Raw genomic sequence first — 17,381 nt, forward strand, 5'->3', positions numbered from 1 at the left:
CCGGAACCCGCATTGGGTGCCGGGGGCGCGTGCGTACTGACGTGGGCCGGAGGCCGGCGGGTTTCAGAGGGGCTCGGGGGCGCTCACCTGAGCAGATCAGGAGCCCCATGTCAATGTCACGTACGTCTCGTACAGGGGGTAGGGTCGGAGGCGGTCGGGGATATCCCATACAGCTCGGCGGTGCACAAACCGCCGTACCAACGAGGAGATCGGTTTCGTGACGATCCGCGTAGGCATCAACGGCTTTGGCCGCATCGGTCGTAACTACTTCCGCGCGCTGCTGGAGCAGGGTGCGGACATCGAGATCGTGGCTGTCAACGACCTGGGTGACACCGCGACCACCGCACACCTGCTGAAGTACGACACCATCCTGGGCCGTCTGAAGCAGGAGGTGTCGCACACCGCCGACACCATCACCGTCGGCGACCGCACCATCAAGGTGCTGTCCGAGCGCAACCCCGCCGACATCCCGTGGGGCGAGCTGGGCGTCGACGTCGTCGTCGAGTCGACCGGCATCTTCACCAAGCGCGAGGACGCCGCCAAGCACCTCGCCGGTGGCGCGAAGAAGGTCCTCATCTCGGCTCCGGCCAAGGACGAGGACATCACCATCGTGATGGGCGTCAACCAGGACAAGTACGACCCGGCGCAGCACCACGTCATCTCGAACGCGTCCTGCACCACCAACTGTGTCGCGCCGATGGCGAAGGTCCTCGACGAGAACTTCGGCATCGTCAAGGGCCTGATGACCACGGTCCACGCGTACACCAACGACCAGCGCATCCTGGACTTCCCGCACAAGGACCTGCGCCGCGCCCGCGCCGCCGCGGAGAACATCATCCCGACCACCACCGGTGCCGCCAAGGCCACCGCGCTGGTCCTCCCGCAGCTCAAGGGCAAGCTGGACGGCATCGCCATGCGCGTCCCGGTCCCCACCGGCTCGGTCACCGACCTCGTCCTGGAGCTCGGCCGCGAGGTCACCAAGGAAGAGATCAACGCCGCCTTCCAGAAGGCCGCCGAGGGCGAGCTCAAGGGCATCGTGGAGTACACGGAGGACCCGATCGTCTCCTCCGACATCGTCAACGCCCCGGCGTCCTGCACCTTCGACTCCTCCCTGACCATGGTCCAGGAGGGCAAGAACGTGAAGGTCATCGGCTGGTACGACAACGAGTGGGGCTACTCCAACCGTCTGGTCGACCTGACCGTCTTCGTCGGCGGCCAGCTCTGATCCCTGCCTGACCCGCAGGGCAGCACCAGTACAGGATGTGAGGACGGGGCTCGTACGACGCGATGAGGCGTCGTACGGGCCCCGTGCTATGACTGACGTTCCGAACAGAGCCACGGAGTCACCATGAAGACGATCGACGACCTTCAGGTAGCGGGAAAGCGGGTCTTCGTCCGCGCCGACCTGAACGTGCCGCTGGACGGCACCACCATCACCGACGACGGCCGCATCCGCGCCGTGCAGCCGACCATCGCCAAGCTCGCCGAGGCCGGCGCCAAGGTGGTCGTGGCCTCGCACCTGGGCCGCCCCAAGGGCGCGCCGGACCCCGCCTTCTCGCTCGCCCCCGCGGCGAAGCGGCTGGGTGAACTGCTCGGCAAGGACGTGGCGTTCGCCACCGACACGGTCGGCGAGTCCGCGCGGGCCACCGTCGCCGGCCTGGCCGACGGTCAGGTCGCCGTCCTGGAGAACCTCCGCTTCAACCCGGGCGAGACCAGCAAGGACGACGCCGAGCGCGGCGAGTTCGCGGACCAGCTGGCGCAGCTCGCGGACCTGTACGTCGGTGACGGCTTCGGTGCCGTGCACCGCAAGCACGCCTCGGTGTACGACCTGCCGGCCCGCCTCCCGCACGCCGCGGGCGACCTGATCGCGGCCGAGGTCACCGTCCTGAAGAAGCTCACCGAGGACGTCAAGCGCCCGTACGCGGTCGTGCTCGGCGGCGCCAAGGTCTCCGACAAGCTGGGCGTCATCGACCACCTGCTGGAGAAGGCCGACCGCATCCTCATCGGCGGCGGCATGGCGTACACCTTCCTCAAGGCCCAGGGCCACGAGGTCGGCATCTCCCTCCTGCAGGAGGACCAGATCCCGGCGGTCAAGGAGTACATGAAGCGCGCCGAGGAGCGCGGCGTGGAGTTCGTCCTCCCCGTCGACGTGCTGGTCTCCGCCGAGTTCCCGGACCTGAAGACCAAGGCCCCCGCCAACCCCACCGTGGTCGCCGCCGACGCCATCCCGGCCGACCAGGAGGGCCTGGACATCGGCCCGAAGACCCGTGAGCTGTACGCGTCGAAGCTCAAGGACGCGGCCACCGTCTTCTGGAACGGCCCGATGGGCGTCTTCGAGCACCCCGACTACGCCAACGGCACCAAGGCCGTCGCGCAGGGCCTGCTCGACTCCGAGGCGTTCACCGTCGTCGGCGGCGGTGACTCGGCCGCTGCCGTACGCCTGCTCGGTTTCGACGAGAATGCTTTCGGCCACATCTCGACCGGTGGCGGCGCCAGCCTCGAGTACCTCGAGGGCAAGACGCTCCCCGGCCTCGCCGCTCTGGAGGACTGAAGAACCGTGACGGTACGCACCCCGCTGATGGCGGGCAACTGGAAGATGAACCTCAACCACCTCGAGGCCATCGCGCACGTCCAGAAGCTCGCCTTCGCACTCGCCGACAAGGACTACGACGCCGTCGAGGTCGCGGTCCTGCCGCCCTTCACCGACCTGCGGTCGGTGCAGTCGCTGGTCGACGGCGACAAGCTGAAGATCAAGTACGGCGCCCAGGACATCTCGGCGCACGACTCCGGTGCCTTCACCGGTGAGATCTCCGGCCCCATGCTCGCCAAGCTGAAGTGCTCCTACGTGGCCATCGGCCACAGCGAGCGCCGCCAGTACCACGGCGAGGACGAGGCGACCTGCAACGCCAAGGTCAAGGCCGCCTTCAAGCACGGCATCACCCCGATCCTCTGCGTCGGCGAGGGCCTGGACGTCCGCAAGGCCGGCAACCAGGTCGCGCACACCCTCGCCCAGGTCGACGGCGCGCTGAAGGACGTCCCGGCCGAGCAGGCCGAGACGATCGTCATCGCCTACGAGCCGGTGTGGGCCATCGGCACCGGCGAGGTCGCCACCCCCGAGGACGCGCAGGAGGTCTGCGGTGCGATCCGCCGCCGCCTCGCGGAGCTGTACAGCCAGGAGCTCGCCGACAAGGTGCGGATCCAGTACGGCGGCTCGGTGAAGTCCGGTAACGTCGCGGCGATCATGGCGCAGCCGGACGTCGACGGCGCCCTGATCGGCGGCGCCGCGCTGGACGCCGACGAGTTCGTCAAGATCGTTCGATTCCGCGACCAGTAACGGTCGTGCCGCTGCCGGTACCACCCTTGAGCAGCGGCTATGACGGCGGGCCCGGCCCGTCGTAGGCTAACGGGGCCGGGTCCGGTGTCACACGACGCCGCCCCGGCCCCATCCGCATCAGATCCGCCCGTACTCCCGTCCGTCAGTCCTAGAGAGTTGGTCCAGCCGTGGTCATGGGATTCTCGATCGCCCTCATCGTCTTCAGCGTGCTGCTGATGATGCTGGTGCTCATGCACAAGGGGAAGGGCGGCGGTCTGTCCGACATGTTCGGCGGCGGCATGCAGTCCTCGGTCGGCGGCTCCTCCGTCGCCGAGCGGAACCTCGACCGCATCACCATCGTCGTCGGCCTGCTCTGGTTCGCCTGCATCGTCGTCCTCGGCATCCTGATGAAGCTGGACAAGTAGAGAGCTGACACGGTGTCGGGGACGCGGCTTATCATGAGTGCGGCGTCCTTCCGTGGCCGGGTAACTCCAGTCACTGGACGCGCGTTGGGCCTTACGTAGACTGGGGCGCTCCGCAGCGAAGCTTCCCGTCGATGCTTCGCAGCACCATGACGCAGGGAGTTACGACCGTGGCAAGTGGCAACGCGATCCGAGGAAGTCGGGTCGGGGCGGGGCCGATGGGGGAGGCCGAGCGGGGCGAGTCCGCGCCGCGCATCCGCATCTCCTTCTGGTGCTCCAACGGGCACGAGACACAGCCCAGCTTCGCCGGCGACGCGCAGATTCCTGACACCTGGGACTGCCCGCGCTGTGGCTTCCCCGCAGGCAAGGACCGGGACAACCCGCCGGACCCGCCGCGTACCGAGCCGTACAAGACGCACCTGGCGTACGTACGGGAGCGCCGCACGGACGCGGACGGCGAGGCGATCCTCGCGGAGGCGCTCGCCAAGCTCCGCGGCGAGATCTGACGACGCCTCTCCCGTGGCGGTACCGACGGGACATGAAGAGTGGTGCACCGGCCCGGCCGGAGGGTTTCGGCCTTCCTGTCGGGCCGTCGCGTTGCGCTGTTCGGGTGGCCTCGCAGGTGAATCCGGTACGGACCACCGGCGTCAGCAGATCGTCGGCGGGCGGACATCTTTTCCCACTCCCGGCTTCGCTCGAGCGTGAGTGCGCCCATCGTCCTCTGATCGATTAGGTTGGAGGGTGGCGGGGCCGATACGAGACCAAAGAAGGCTGATGTCCGAGATGAACGCAGATGGCCGCAGCAGGCTCGACCAGACGTCCGAGTGGGCGGCCCTGGGGAAGCACCGCGAACAACTCGCGAGCACGCATCTGCGCGAGCTGTTCGAGCAGGACCCCGGCCGTGCTGAGCGGTACACCCTCCAGGTCGGCGACCTGCACCTGGACTACTCCAAGCACCTGGTGACCGACGAGACGCTGCGCCTGCTCCGTGAGCTGGCCGCGGCGGCGAAGGTCACCGAGCTGCGGGACGCGATGTTCCGCGGCGAGAAGATCAACATCACCGAGAACCGCGCGGTGCTGCACACCGCGCTGCGCGCACCGGAGTCGGCGGTCATCGAGGTCGACGGTGAGAACGTCGTCCCCGCCGTGCACGCCGTGCTGCGCAAGATGCAGGTGTTCACCGACCGGATCCGCTCCGGCGACTGGAAGGGCCACACCGGCAAGCGCATCAAGAACGTCGTCAACGTCGGCATCGGCGGCTCCGACCTGGGCCCGGCGATGGCGTACGAGGCGCTGCGCGCCTACACCGACCGCGACATGCAGTTCCGGTTCGTCTCCAACGTGGACGGCGCCGACCTGCACGAGGCCGTGCGCGACCTGGACCCGGCCGAGACGCTCTTCATCATCGCCTCGAAGACGTTCACCACGATCGAGACGATCACCAACGCCAAGTCGGCCCGCGAGTGGCTGCTGGACGGCCTGGGCGCCGGTGACGAGGCGGTGGCCAAGCACTTCGTGGCGCTGTCCACCAACGCCGAGAAGGTCGCCGAGTTCGGCATCGACACGGCCAACATGTTCGAGTTCTGGGACTGGGTCGGCGGCCGCTACTCCTACGACTCGGCCATCGGCCTGTCGCTGATGATCGCCATCGGCCCGGAGCGCTTCCGCGAGATGCTGGCCGGCTTCCACCTGGTCGACGAGCACTTCCGGTGCGCGCCGCCCGAGGAGAACGCGCCGCTGCTGCTCGGCCTGCTGGGCCTCTGGTACGGCAACTTCTGGGACGCGCAGTCGCACGCGGTGCTGCCGTACAGCCACTACCTCTCCAAGTTCACCGCGTACCTCCAGCAGCTGGACATGGAGTCCAACGGCAAGTCCGTCACCCGTGACGGCGACCCGGTGCACTGGCAGACCGGCCCGGTGGTGTGGGGCACGCCCGGCACCAACGGCCAGCACGCGTACTACCAGCTGCTGCACCAGGGCACGAAGATGATCCCGGCCGACTTCATCGGCTTCGCGCGGCCCGTGGACGACCTCCAGCCGCGTCTGGTCGCCCAGCACGACCTGCTGATGGCGAACCTCTTCGCGCAGGGCCAGGCGCTGGCCTTCGGCAAGACGCCGGAGGAGGTGCGCGCCGAGGGCGTGCCGGAGGAGCTGGTCACGCACAAGACCTTCAAGGGCAACCGCCCCTCCACCACCATCCTGGCCAAGGAGCTCACCCCGTCGGTGCTGGGCCAGCTGATCGCCCTCTACGAGCACAAGGTGTTCGTCCAGGGCGCGATCTGGAACATCGACTCCTTCGACCAGTGGGGCGTGGAGCTCGGCAAGGTCCTCGCCAAGCGCGTGGAGCCGGCGCTGACCGAGGGCGCCGAGGTCGAGGGCCTGGACGCCTCGACGAAGTCGCTGGTGGCCGCCTACCGCGAGATGCGGGGGCGCTGATCGCCGTGCACGAAGACGCGCTCCTGAGTTTTCTGAACCTGCTGACGCCGGAGAACCGCGAGTGGCTGGTGGCCCAGCCGGCGGCCAAGCAGCAGGAGGTGGCCGCCCGGCACCTCGAAGCGGAGCAGGGCGACAAGGAGGCCGGTCTCGGCCCGTACAACACCGTGGACGAGGACGTCGAGGGCGTCGCGGTGGGGGACCTCCAGGACCCGGCACGGCTGGCCAACGCGATGGTGCGCCAGGAGCGGGAGCGGGAGCGGTAACGGTTGGTAACCGTGACCGCCTGACGTTCCGGCGCGCGTGCGGTCCCGTTCCGGGCGGCGGCTCCGTCCCCGTAGTGGGAGCGGGCCGCCGCTCGTCGTGGGAGCGGGCCGCCGCTCGTCGTGGGTGCGGTGCCGGGCCGCTCCGGGGTGGGGTGCCGGACTGCTTCGCTTGACGTCCGGCACCCCACCCCTGTGCGTCCCGGCACCTCCCGTACGTTCCCGGTTCTCATACGCCGACGGCCCGGCTCCTGCGGTGATTCACCGTGGGAGCCGGGCCGTCGTGCGGGCGGGCCTCGGTCAGGGGGAGGCCGGGGGGTACAGGCCGCGCGGGAGCTGGGAGGCGGCCGCCTCGTCCAGCAGCCAGAGCGTCCGGCTGCGGCCGTACGCGCCCGCCGCCGGAGCCTGTATCTCGCCCGCGCCGGACAGCGCCATCGCGGCCGCGTTCGCCTTGTCCTCGCCTGCGGCGAGCAGCCAGACCTCGCGTGCCGCGCGGATGGCCGGCAGCGTGAGCGAGATCCGGGTGGGCGGCGGCTTGGGCGCGCCGTGCACGCCGACCACCGTCCGCTCCGTCTCCCGCACCGCCGGGTGCTCGGGGAAGAGCGAGGCGACGTGGGTGTCCGGGCCGACGCCCAGCAGCAGGACGTCGAACGACGGGACCGGACCGTGGTCCTCGGGCCCCGCCGCGGCCGCCAGGGCGGCGGCGTACGCCTCCGCGGCGGCGTCCGCGTCGTTGCCGTACCCGCCGTCGGACGGCGCCATCGCGTGCACCCGCGCCGGGTCCAGCGGGACGCTGTCCAGCAGCGCCTCGCGGGCCTGGGTGTGGTTGCGCTCCGGGTCGCCCTCGGGCAGGAACCGCTCGTCGCCCCACCACAGGTCCAGCCGGGACCAGTCCACGGCGTCCCGGGCCGGCGCCTCGGCGAGCGCGGCCAGCAGACCGTTGCCGTTGCGGCCGCCGGTCAGCACGACGGACGCCGAGCCGCGGGCCGACTGGGCGTCCACGATGCGCGTGATCAGCCGGGCCGCAGCGGCCTTCGCCATCAGCTCCTTGTCGCGGTGGACGACGACCTGCGGCGCGCTCACTTGGCGGCCGCCCTCTTGGCGGGCGTCTTCTTCGCCGCTGCCTTGCCCTTGGGGGCGTCCTCGGCGGACTGCGCCTCGGCCTCCCGCCCGGCGTTCCCGGCGGACTGCGTCTCGGCCTCCCGCTCGGCGTCCTCGGCGGTCTTCGCCGACTCGCCCGGGAGCCCCTCCTTGTACTCGCCCAGCCGCTCCACGCCGTACTTCAGCGCGGACGCGTAGGTGTCGTCCGGGTCGAGCCGGCGCAGCTCCTCGGCGAGCAGCTCGGAGGTCTCCCGCCGCTGCAGCGCCACCGAGCGGTCCGGCTGGCCGGTCATGCACAGCGTGGCGAGCGCGCCGTCCGCGCGGTCCAGCACGATCGGGCCGCTCTTGGTCTCCATCCGGACGGCCGTCAGGCCGGGGCCGGCGGACAGGGTCCGCTGGACGGGGACGTGCAGCCGGTCGGCGAGCCACATGGCGAGCAGCTCGCAGCTGGGGTTGAACTCCTCGCCCTCGACGGTGACCGAGGTGACCTCGCTCGGCTGCTGGTCGAGCGCGGCGGCCAGCATCGAACGCCAGGGCGTGATGCGGGTCCAGGCCAGGTCGGTGTCGCCGGGGGTGTACTTCTCGGCGCGTGCGGCCAGCTCCTGGACGGGCTGCTCGGCGGCGTAGGTGTCGGTGACACGGCGCTGCGCGAGCGCCCCGAGCGGGTCGGCCGCCGGGTCCGTCGGACCGCCGACCGGCCACCAGACCACCACGGGGGCGTCCGGCAGCAGCAGCGGCAGGACGACCGACTGGGCGTGGTTGATGGCCTCGCCGTACAGGCGCAGCACGACCGTCTCGCCGGTGCCGGCGTCGGCGCCGACCCGGACCTCGGCGTCCAGGCGGGCCTGGGCGCGGCCGCGCGGCGAGCGGCTGACGCGCTTGATGACGACGAGGGTGCGCGAGGGGTGCTCGCGGGAGGCCTCGTTGGCGGCCTTGAGCGCGTCGTAGGCGTTCTCCTCGTCGGTGACGATGACGAGGGTGAGCACCATGCCGACGGCGGGGGTACCGATGGCCCTGCGGCCCTGGACCAGCGCCTTGTTGATCTTGCTGGCCGTGGTTTCGGTGAGATCGATCTTCATGGCCGACGCCAGCTCCGTCCGTCTCGTGCGAGCATTTCGTCCGCCTCGACCGGCCCCCAGGTACCCGCCGGGTACTGCGCGGGCTTGCCGTGGGTGTCCCAGTACCGCTCGATCGGGTCGAGGATCTTCCAGGACAGCTCCACCTCCTCCGTACGCGGGAAGAGGTTGGCGTCGCCGAGGAGGACATCGAGGATCAGGCGCTCGTACGCCTCGGGGCTGGACTCCGTGAAGGACTCGCCGTACGCGAAGTCCATCGAGACGTCCCGCACCTCCATCGAGGTGCCCGGAACCTTGGAGCCGAACCGCACCGTCACGCCCTCGTCCGGCTGCACCCGGATGACCAGGGCGTTCTGCCCCAGCTCCTCGGTGGCGGTGGAGTCGAAGGGGGAGTGCGGGGCACGCTGGAAGACGACCGCGATCTCGGTGACGCGGCGGCCCAGGCGCTTGCCGGTGCGCAGGTAGAAGGGCACGCCCGCCCAGCGGCGGTTGTCGATGCCCAGCTTGATCGCGGCGTAGGTGTCGGTCTTCGACTGGGGGTCGATGCCCTCTTCCTGGAGGTAGCCGACGGCCTTCTCGCCGCCCTGCCAGCCTTCCGCGTACTGCGCCCGTACGGTCTCCTTGCCCAGGTCCTTGGGCAGCCGGACGGCGCCGAGCACCTTGGCCTTCTCCGCGACCAGCGCGTCCGCGTCGAAGGAGGCGGGCTCCTCCATCGCGGTGAGCGCGAGCAGCTGGAGGAGGTGGTTCTGGATCACGTCACGCGCGGCGCCGATGCCGTCGTAGTAGCCGGCGCGGCCGCCGATGCCGATGTCCTCGGCCATCGTGATCTGCACGTGGTCCACGTAGGAGCGGTTCCACAGGGGCTCGAACATCGTGTTGGCGAAGCGCAGCGCCAGGATGTTCTGGACCGTCTCCTTGCCGAGGTAGTGGTCGATCCGGAAGACCTCTTCCGGCGGGAACACCTCGTGCACGATGCGGTTCAGCTCGCGCGCGCTCTCCAGGTCGTGCCCGAAGGGCTTCTCGATGACGGCGCGGCGCCAGGAGTCCTCGCGCTGGTCGGCGAGCCCGTGGTGCTTGAGCTGCTGGACGACCTTGGGGAAGAACTTCGGCGGCACCGAGAGGTAGAACGCGAAGTTGCCGCCCGTGCCCTGGGCCTTGTCCAGGTCCTGGATCGTGGACTTCAGCGTCTCGAAGGCCTGGTCGTCGTCGAAGTTGCCCTGGACGAAGCGCATGCCCTGGCTGAGCTGCTGCCAGACCTCCTCGCGGAACGGGGTCCGCGAGTGTTCCTTGACCGCGTCGTGCACGACCTGGGCGAAGTCTTCGTTCTCCCAGTCGCGGCGGGCGAAGCCGATGAGCGAGAAGCCCGGCGGCAGCAGGCCGCGATTGGCCAGGTCGTAAACGGCGGGCATCAGCTTTTTACGTGACAAATCGCCCGTAACGCCGAAGATGACGAGGCCCGACGGCCCCGCGATACGCGGGAGCCGTCGGTCCGCGGCGTCACGCAGCGGATTGCTGCTTGACAAGAGTCTCAGCCCTCCGAAGGAGCGAGGCGCTTCAGCTCCGCCTCGGTCGACTTGAGCAGGTCGTTCCAGGACTTCTCGAACTTGTCGACGCCCTCGTCCTCCAGCAGCTGGACGACCTCGTCGTACGAGACGCCGAGCTTGGCGAGCGCGTCGATGTCCGCCTGCGCCTGCTCGTACCCGCCGGTCACCGTGTCACCCGTGACCTCGCCGTGGTCGGCGGTGGCCTCCAGGGTGGCCTCCGGCATGGTGTTGACCGTGTTCGGCGCGACCAGCTGCTCGACGTAGAGCGTGTCCTTGAGCTCGGGGTCCTTCACACCGGTGGAGGCCCACAGCGGACGCTGCTTGTTGGCGCCCGCCTTCTCCAGGGCCGCCCAGCGGTCGGAGGAGAAGACCTCCTGGTAGGCCTGGTAGGCCAGCCGGGCGTTGGCGAGGGCCGCCTTGCCCTTGAGGGCCTTGGCCTCGTCGGTGCCGATGCCGTCCAGGCGCTTGTCGATCTCGGTGTCCACGCGGGACACGAAGAAGGACGCGACGGAGTGGATCTTGTCCAGCTCCAGGCCCAGCGACTTGGCCTTCTCCAGGCCCGCCAGGTAGGCGTCCATGACCTCGCGGTAGCGCTCCAGCGAGAAGATCAGCGTGACGTTGACGCTGATGCCCCGGCCGATCACCTCGGTGATCGCCGGCAGGCCCGCCTTGGTGGCCGGGATCTTGATGAGGGTGTTCGGGCGGTCCACCAGCCAGGCCAGCTGCTTGGCCTCGGCGACGGTCGCCTTGGTGTTGTGCGCCAGACGGGGGTCGACCTCGATGGAGACCCGGCCGTCCTGGCCGTCGGTGGCGTCGAAGACCGGCCGCAGGATGTCGGCCGCGTCCCGGACGTCCGCCGTGGTGATCATGCGGATGGCTTCCTCGACGGTGACCTTGCGGGCCGCGAGGTCGGAGACCTGCTGCTCGTAGCCCTCGCCCGAGGAGATCGCCTTCTGGAAGATCGACGGGTTGGTGGTGACACCGACCACGTGGCTCTGGTCGATCAGCTCGGCGAGGTTGCCGGACGTGATGCGCTTGCGCGACAGGTCGTCCAGCCAGATCGCAACGCCTTCGTCGGAAAGGCGCTTGAGTGCGTCTGTCATGGGAATTGCATCTCCTACTTGTCGTCTATGGACGTCAGCGCGCGGCGGCGTCGATCGATTCCCGCGCGGCGGCGGCCACGTTCTCGGGCGTGAAGCCGAACTCGCGGAAGAGAACCTTGCCGTCGGCGGAGGCGCCGAAGTGCTCCAGCGACACGATGCGGCCGGCGTCACCCACGTACTTGTGCCAGGTCAGGCCGATGCCCGCCTCGACGGCGACGCGGGCCTTGACGGCCGGCGGCAGCACGCTGTCCTTGTACGCCTGGTCCTGCTCCTCGAACCACTCCACGCACGGCATCGAGACGACCCGGGTCGGGACGCCCGCGGCCTGCAGCTGCTCGCGCGCCTCGACGGCGACGTGCACCTCGGAGCCGGTGGCGATCAGCACGACCTGCGGCTCGCCGCCCTCGGCGTCGAACAGCACGTAGCCGCCCTTGGCCACGCCCTCGGCGTTGGGCTCGTAGGTCGGCACGCCCTGGCGGGTCAGCGCCAGACCGTGCGGGGCGCCCTTGCCGAACTCCTTGGTCCAGCGCTTGTTGATCTCGCCCCAGGCGAGCGCGGTCTCGTTGGCGTCGGCCGGACGGACCACGTTCAGGCCCGGGATGGCGCGCAGCGAGGCCAGGTGCTCCACCGGCTGGTGGGTCGGGCCGTCCTCGCCCAGGCCGATCGAGTCGTGCGTCCACACGTAGGTGACCGGCAGGTGCATCAGGGCCGACAGGCGGACGGCGTTGCGCATGTAGTCGGAGAACACCAGGAAGGTGCCGCCGTAGATGCGGGTGTTGCCGTGCAGCGCGATGCCGTTCATCTCCGCGGCCATGGAGTGCTCACGGATACCGAAGTGAATCGTACGCCCGTACGGGTCGGCCTCGGGCAGGGTGTTGCCCACCGGCAGGAACGAGGAGTTCTTGTCGATGGTGGTGTTGTTCGAGCCCGCGAGGTCGGCGGAGCCGCCCCACAGCTCGGGGATGACGGCGCCCAGCGCCTGCAGGACCTTGCCGGAGGCGGCACGGGTGGCCACCGCCTTGCCGGTCTCGAAGACGGGCAGCTGGTCCTCCCAGCCGGCCGGCAGCTCGCCGGCGCGGATGCGGTCGAACTCCTTCGCCCGCTCCGGGTTGGCCGTCCGCCACTCGCCGAGGGCCTTCTCCCACTCGGCCTTCGCCTCACGGCCGCGGTCCAGCGCCGCACGGGTGTGCGCCAGGACCTCGTCCGAAACCTCGAAGTCCTTCTCCGGGTCGAAGCCCAGCACGCGCTTGGTCGCCGCGACCTCCTCGGCACCCAGCGCCGAGCCGTGCGCGGCCTCGGTGTTCTGGGCGTTCGGGGCCGGCCAGGCGATGATCGAACGCATCGCGATGAAGGACGGGCGGTCGGTGACGGCCTTGGCGGCCTCGATCGCCTCGTACAGCGCCTCGGGGTCCAGGTCGCCGTTCTCCTTGGGCTCCACGCGCTGGACGTGCCAGCCGTAGGCCTCGTACCGCTTGACGGTGTCCTCGGAGATGGCGGTCTCGGTGTCGCCCTCGATCGAGATGTGGTTGTCGTCCCACAGCAGGATCAGGTTGCCGAGCTTCTGGTGCCCGGCCATGGAGGACGCCTCGGCCGAGATGCCCTCCTGCAGGCAGCCGTCGCCGGCGATGCAGTAGACGAAGTGGTCGAACGGCGAGGTGCCGGCGGCCGCCTCCGGGTCGAACAGACCGCGCTCGTACCGGGCGGCCATCGCCATGCCCACCGCGTTGGCCACGCCCTGGCCCAGCGGGCCGGTGGTGGTCTCCACACCCGTGGTGTGGCCGTACTCCGGGTGGCCCGGGGTCTTGGAGCCCCAGGTGCGGAAGGCCTTCAGGTCGTCCAGCTCCAGGCCGAAGCCGGCCAGGTAGAGCTGGATGTACAGGGTCAGGGACGAGTGCCCCGCGGACAGCACGAACCGGTCACGGCCGGTCCAGTCCGCGTCGGCGGGGTCGTGCCGCATGACCTTCTGAAAGAGGGTGTAGGCGGCAGGAGCGAGGCTCATGGCCGTGCCCGGGTGGCCGTTACCGACCTTCTGCACGGCGTCTGCGGCCAGAACGCGGACGGTATCGACAGCCCGCTGGTCCATTTCGGTCCACTCAAGACCTGTGGTGGTCGGCTTGGTGCTCACCCTGGGTCAGGGCTCCTCTCCACATGTCGAATGCCGGGGGCCGGAAATGCCCTCGGACGCTGTCGAGCCTACCTGCGCGGGAGGCGCATTTTTCCGCCGGAACCCCGCTCGGCGTCACCTGCAACACATGAGTTTTCAGGACCCCGAACGAGCGCCCGAATGAGCAGGTGAACGCCCAGGAGACGGGGGGTGTCGGCCCTCCTTTCAGACTGCCGCCGCGCGCCCCCTTTCGCCCGCTGAACATCCGCGTGTCCAGGCACTCGGGTGCTATTCCTCCCGCCCCGCACCGAGCCAACACGAACCGACCCCCGCGAAGGCCGCGCTACCCGCAACGTCTAGAGTGGCGTGGTACGCGCAAGTCTTCACCGGGCTTTCACCGCCCGGCAGAGCTTGCTGGCCTTATCTCCGCGGTACCAGCCGCAGAAGTTACTTCCAGGGGTGTGCGTGACGGCCGTCGAATCCCGTCCTGCGGGTGCGCTCTCTCGGAGCCCGGGGCACCCCGGTCCCGTGAACCGGCCGTTCGGGGCCCGGGTCAAGGCGTTCGTGGCACTGACCAAGCCGCGGATCATCGAACTGCTGCTCATCACCACCGTTCCGGTGATGTTCCTCGCCGAACAGGGCGTGCCCGACCTGACGCTGGTGCTCCTCACCTGCGTCGGCGGCTACCTCTCGGCGGGCGGCGCCAACGCGCTGAACATGTACATCGACCGCGACATCGACGCGCTCATGGAGCGCACGTCGCAGCGTCCACTGGTCACCGGCATGGTCAGCCCGCGCGAGTGCCTGGTCTTCGGCGTCTCGCTCGCGGTGATCTCCACACTGCTGTTCGGACTGACCGTCAACTGGCTGTCGGCCTGGCTCTCGCTCGGCGCGCTGCTGTTCTACGTGGTCGTCTACACGATGATCCTCAAGCGCCGTACCTCCCAGAACATCGTCTGGGGCGGCATCGCCGGCTGCCTGCCGGTCCTCATCGGCTGGTCCTCCGTGACCAACTCGATGTCCTGGGCGCCGGTCATCCTCTTCCTCGTGATGTTCTTCTGGACGCCGCCGCACTACTGGCCGCTGTCCATGAAGGTGAAGGAGGACTACGCACGCGTGGGCGTGCCGATGCTCCCCGTGCTGGCCTCCAACAAGGTGGTGGCCCGCCAGATCGTGCTCTACAGCTGGGTGATGGTCGGCGTGTCGCTGCTGCTGCAGCCGCTGGGCTACACGGGCTGGTTCTACACGATCGTCGCCGTGCTGTGCGGCGGGTTCTGGCTCAAGGAGGCGCACGCCCTGCAGGCCCGCGCCAAGGCCGAGGTGACCGGAGCCAAGCTCAAGGAGATGCGGCTCTTCCACTGGTCCATCACCTACGTGTCGCTGCTCTTCGTGGCGGTCGCGGTGGACCCGTTCCTGCGCTTCTGATCCCCGCACTCCCGTGGAGGCCGTGCGCCGGTGGCCGTGAGGCCGTTCGGCGGCGGCCTCTTCCGCGTTCTATTACCGGCGGGTAGCATGCGGCCCATGGCAGACACCAAGCAGGCGGACGAGCAGCTGGACAAGCGCGCGGAGAAGCAGACCGCCCGGCTCGCCCGGGAGATGCAGGCCTTCGCCAAGAGCCACGGCGGCAGCGCCGAGGGCCAGCTGGCGCACATCGGCCGGGGCCGTACCCGCGTCGCCCTGGTCGGCGCCAACGGCGAGTGGGGCAACCTCGTGGCCCGCTCGTACGAGGCCGCGCAGAAGGCCGCCGAGAAGGCCGGCATCACCCTCCACGACGACTTCGACGGCGACCTGGCCGCCAAGGTGCGCACCGGCCGCTACGAGTGGTCGCGGATGGCGGGCATCCAGCTGGGCGGGCCCTCGAACGACTGACTTCCGCGGCGCGTCCGGCCCCGCTCCGTGGGGCCTCCGGGGCGGCCGGACCGGTCGGGCCGGCCGGGGCGGCGTATGCAGAGAGCCCGCGGGCCACGATCCGGCGATCGTGGCCCGCGGGCTCTGTCGTTCCCCGCGCCGGGAAGGCGCCTCAGGCGGCCGTGGTGGCCCTGGGAGCCTCGACGGGCTCCTGGTCCCCGGCCGGGCCCGGAACGGCCGGCAGCGGGCCGCGCTCGCGCAGCGAGAGGAAGACCCGCAGCACGCAGATCCACACCAGCGTCGAGCCGAACATGTGGATGCCCACGACCAGCTCCGGCAGGTGCAGGAAGTACTGCACGTAGCCGATGACGCCCTGGAAGGCGAGGCAGCCGAACAGCTCCAGTACGACGCGGCGGGGCGCGGCGGGCGCCTTCACGGCACGCAGCGTGAACCACAGGGCGACACTCAGGCCGATCACGATGTACACGAAGTCCACGTGCAGCTGGGTGATCTCCTGCCAGTCCAGCGGGATGCGGTGCACCTTGCGCGCGTCGCCCGCGTGCGGCCCGGCGCCGGTGACCACCGTGCCGATCACGGTCAGCGCGGCGGTGGCCAGCACCAGCAGCCAGGACAGCTGGCGGACCGGCCGGGCCACCAGGTCGCGCGGCTCCGCGTCCCCCTCGGCGGCCCGCCGCCAGGAGATCACGGCCACCGTGAGCAGCCCCGTCGACAGCAGGAAGTGCGAGCTGACGATGTACGGGTTCAGGCCGGTCAGCACGGTGATGCCGCCGACCACGGCGTTGCCCATGACGATCCAGAACTGGGCCCAGCCCAGCCGGGTCAGCGAGCGGCGCCGGGGGTGGCGGGCGCGGGCGGCGATGATGAAGAGGCCGACCACCGCGCACAGCACGTAGGTGAGCAGCCGGTTGCCGAACTCGATGAGGCCGTTGATGCCCATCTCGTGGGTCGGCGTCAGGCTGCCGGGGGTGCACTGGGGCCAGGTGGAGCAGCCCAGCCCCGACTGGGTGAGCCGGACCGCGCCGCCGGTCACGACGATGACGACGGCCATGACGACCGTGGCGAGCGCGGTGCGCCGCACGAAGGCCGCCGACGGCTGCCAGCGGCGGGCGATCTGCTCGAGGGGGTTCAGCGAATTCGGCACGGGGTCATCGTATGCGGCGGCTTGTGCGGATTTTCACGAGGGGGTCCGAGGGAGACGGCTCCCCGGGGAGGCGCGGCCACGAGGGGTGCGAAACGGTGCGTACCGTGTACTCCTCGTGGCCCACGCGTCACTCCCAGCGGAAGAACTTCGCCGCCGCGCCCAGACCCAGCACCGTCCACACCGCGAGGATGCCGAGGTCGGCCAGGGGGAGCCCGGCGCCGTGCTGCAGGACGTCGCGCAGCCCGTCGGAGAGGGCCGAGATCGGCAGCAGCTGGAGCACGGACTGCGCAGCGCCGGGGAACTTCTCCAGCGGCACGATGACGCCGCCGCCGACCAGCAGGAGCAGGAAGACCAGGTTGGCAGCGGCGAGCGTGGCCTCGGCCTTGAGCGCGCCGGCCATCAGCAGCCCGAGCCCGGAGAACGCCGCCGTACCGAGGACCAGCAGCAGGACCACCCAGACGGGGTTGCCGTGCGGGGACCAGCCGAGCGCGAGGGCGACCACGGTGAGCAGCACGATCTGCAGGATCTCGGTGACCAGCACGGAGCAGGTCTTCGCGGTCATCAGCGCCCAGCGGGGGAGCGGTGAGGCGGCGAGCCGCTTGAGCACCCCGTAGCGCCGCTCGAACCCGGTCGCGATGGCCTGCCCGGTGAAGGCGGTGGACATCACGGCCAGCGCGAGGATGCCGGGCGCGAGGAAGTCGACCGACTTCCCCTGGCCGCCCGCCGTCCCCGTGGGCACGGCGATGATGTCGACGGCCGAGAAGAGGACGAGCAGCAGCGTCGGGATGACGACGGTGAGCAGCAGCTGCTCCCCGTTGCGCAGCAGCATCTTCGTCTCGAGGAGGGCCTGCGCGCAGATCATCCGGGGGAGCGGCGCCGCGCCGGGCTTCGGGGTGAAGACACCCTCGGTGGCGGTGGTGCTCATGCGCGCAGCTCCTTGCCCGTCAGCTCCAGGCTGTGCCTTCCCGGGGGACGACCCCCGGACCCCCGGCCGGAGGAGGGACGACCTTGC

General features: G+C 70.1%; 16 protein-coding genes. 9 read left to right on the forward strand and 7 right to left on the reverse strand.

From position 1 onward, the window contains the following. Positions 1-217: 217 nt before the first annotated feature. From gap to C3486_RS17535, 7 genes are all read left to right on the forward strand, one after another. Positions 218-1,225, forward strand: a complete 1,008-nt coding sequence (gene gap, locus C3486_RS17505; protein WP_103833643.1) for a type I glyceraldehyde-3-phosphate dehydrogenase — start codon at positions 218-220, stop codon at positions 1,223-1,225. Between the two features lie 123 nt (positions 1,226-1,348). Next, on the forward strand, positions 1,349-2,551 hold the full coding sequence (locus tag C3486_RS17510) for a phosphoglycerate kinase (RefSeq protein WP_103833644.1): 1,203 nt from the start codon (positions 1,349-1,351) through the stop codon (positions 2,549-2,551). Between the two features lie 6 nt (positions 2,552-2,557). Then, positions 2,558-3,334 (forward strand): triose-phosphate isomerase, encoded by a 777-nt coding sequence (gene tpiA, locus C3486_RS17515; protein WP_103833645.1) that lies wholly within the window; start codon positions 2,558-2,560, stop codon positions 3,332-3,334. A gap of 173 nt (positions 3,335-3,507) precedes the next feature. After that, entirely contained in the window at positions 3,508-3,738 is a 231-nt protein-coding gene (gene secG / locus C3486_RS17520) for a preprotein translocase subunit SecG (protein WP_181138585.1), read from the forward strand. A 167-nt stretch (positions 3,739-3,905) separates the two neighbouring features. Further along, complete coding sequence (locus tag C3486_RS17525; protein WP_078600932.1) at positions 3,906-4,241, forward strand: RNA polymerase-binding protein RbpA; 336 nt, start codon at positions 3,906-3,908, stop codon at positions 4,239-4,241. A 277-nt stretch (positions 4,242-4,518) separates the two neighbouring features. Continuing rightward, positions 4,519-6,171 carry a glucose-6-phosphate isomerase gene (pgi, locus tag C3486_RS17530; protein WP_103833690.1) on the forward strand — a complete coding sequence of 551 codons (1,653 nt, stop codon included), beginning with the start codon at positions 4,519-4,521 and terminating at the stop codon, positions 6,169-6,171. 5 nt (positions 6,172-6,176) lie between these two features. After that, the gene (locus tag C3486_RS17535; RefSeq protein WP_103833647.1) at positions 6,177-6,434 is read left to right on the forward strand and encodes a hypothetical protein; all 258 of its coding nucleotides are present in this window, start codon (positions 6,177-6,179) and stop codon (positions 6,432-6,434) included. 297 nt (positions 6,435-6,731) lie between these two features. On the opposite strand, the gene pgl is transcribed toward C3486_RS17535, so the two are convergent. The 5 genes from pgl to tkt are packed head-to-tail and all read right to left on the reverse strand — an operon-like array spanning position 6,732 to position 13,380. After that, positions 6,732-7,514, reverse strand: a complete 783-nt coding sequence (gene pgl, locus C3486_RS17540) for a 6-phosphogluconolactonase (protein ID WP_103833648.1) — start codon at positions 7,512-7,514, stop codon at positions 6,732-6,734. After that, positions 7,511-8,611, reverse strand: a complete 1,101-nt coding sequence (gene opcA / locus C3486_RS17545) for a glucose-6-phosphate dehydrogenase assembly protein OpcA (RefSeq protein WP_103833649.1) — start codon at positions 8,609-8,611, stop codon at positions 7,511-7,513. The genes pgl and opcA overlap by 4 nt, the downstream gene beginning before the upstream one ends. Beyond that, positions 8,608-10,131: a glucose-6-phosphate dehydrogenase gene (gene zwf, locus C3486_RS17550; protein ID WP_103833650.1), complete on the reverse strand. Its 1,524-nt coding sequence runs from the start codon at positions 10,129-10,131 to the stop codon at positions 8,608-8,610. The genes opcA and zwf overlap by 4 nt, the downstream gene beginning before the upstream one ends. 5 nt (positions 10,132-10,136) lie before the next feature. Next, the gene (gene tal / locus C3486_RS17555; RefSeq protein ID WP_103833651.1) at positions 10,137-11,255 is read right to left on the reverse strand and encodes a transaldolase; all 1,119 of its coding nucleotides are present in this window, start codon (positions 11,253-11,255) and stop codon (positions 10,137-10,139) included. A 34-nt stretch (positions 11,256-11,289) separates the two neighbouring features. Beyond that, positions 11,290-13,380 (reverse strand): transketolase, encoded by a 2,091-nt coding sequence (gene tkt, locus C3486_RS17560; protein ID WP_103833652.1) that lies wholly within the window; start codon positions 13,378-13,380, stop codon positions 11,290-11,292. A 438-nt stretch (positions 13,381-13,818) separates the two neighbouring features. On the opposite strand from tkt, the gene C3486_RS17565 reads away from it, so the two are divergent. Continuing rightward, on the forward strand, positions 13,819-14,784 hold the full coding sequence (locus tag C3486_RS17565) for a heme o synthase (RefSeq protein ID WP_103833653.1): 966 nt from the start codon (positions 13,819-13,821) through the stop codon (positions 14,782-14,784). Between the two features lie 96 nt (positions 14,785-14,880). Beyond that, positions 14,881-15,228 (forward strand): hypothetical protein, encoded by a 348-nt coding sequence (locus C3486_RS17570; protein ID WP_374936889.1) that lies wholly within the window; start codon positions 14,881-14,883, stop codon positions 15,226-15,228. Positions 15,229-15,379: 151 nt separating this feature from the next. On the opposite strand, the gene C3486_RS17575 is transcribed toward C3486_RS17570, so the two are convergent. Together C3486_RS17575 and C3486_RS17580 are read right to left on the reverse strand one after the other, a co-directional pair. Further along, positions 15,380-16,369 carry a heme A synthase gene (locus tag C3486_RS17575; protein ID WP_103833655.1) on the reverse strand — a complete coding sequence of 330 codons (990 nt, stop codon included), beginning with the start codon at positions 16,367-16,369 and terminating at the stop codon, positions 15,380-15,382. A gap of 127 nt (positions 16,370-16,496) precedes the next feature. Beyond that, entirely contained in the window at positions 16,497-17,294 is a 798-nt protein-coding gene (locus C3486_RS17580) for an ABC transporter permease (RefSeq protein ID WP_103833656.1), read from the reverse strand. Positions 17,295-17,381 lie beyond the last annotated feature (87 nt).

The sequence above is a fragment of the Streptomyces sp. Ru73 genome (assembly GCF_002920575.1).
Classification (GTDB): Bacteria; Actinomycetota; Actinomycetes; order Streptomycetales; family Streptomycetaceae; genus Streptomyces.

What these genes read in the sequence shown, in the direction of transcription:
- C3486_RS17510 (WP_103833644.1), top strand. Translation starts at nt 1,349, where the DNA reads ATGAAGACGATCGACGACCTTCAGGTAGCGGGAAAGCGGGTCTTCGTC.
- secG (WP_181138585.1), top strand. Translation starts at nt 3,508, where the DNA reads ATGGGATTCTCGATCGCCCTCATCGTCTTCAGCGTGCTGCTGATGATG.
- pgi (WP_103833690.1), top strand. Translation starts at nt 4,519, where the DNA reads ATGAACGCAGATGGCCGCAGCAGGCTCGACCAGACGTCCGAGTGGGCG.
- opcA (WP_103833649.1), bottom strand. Translation starts at nt 8,611, where the DNA reads ATGAAGATCGATCTCACCGAAACCACGGCCAGCAAGATCAACAAGGCG.
- tal (WP_103833651.1), bottom strand. Translation starts at nt 11,255, where the DNA reads ATGACAGACGCACTCAAGCGCCTTTCCGACGAAGGCGTTGCGATCTGG.
- C3486_RS17570 (WP_374936889.1), top strand. Translation starts at nt 14,881, where the DNA reads ATGGCAGACACCAAGCAGGCGGACGAGCAGCTGGACAAGCGCGCGGAG.
- C3486_RS17580 (WP_103833656.1), bottom strand. Translation starts at nt 17,294, where the DNA reads ATGAGCACCACCGCCACCGAGGGTGTCTTCACCCCGAAGCCCGGCGCG.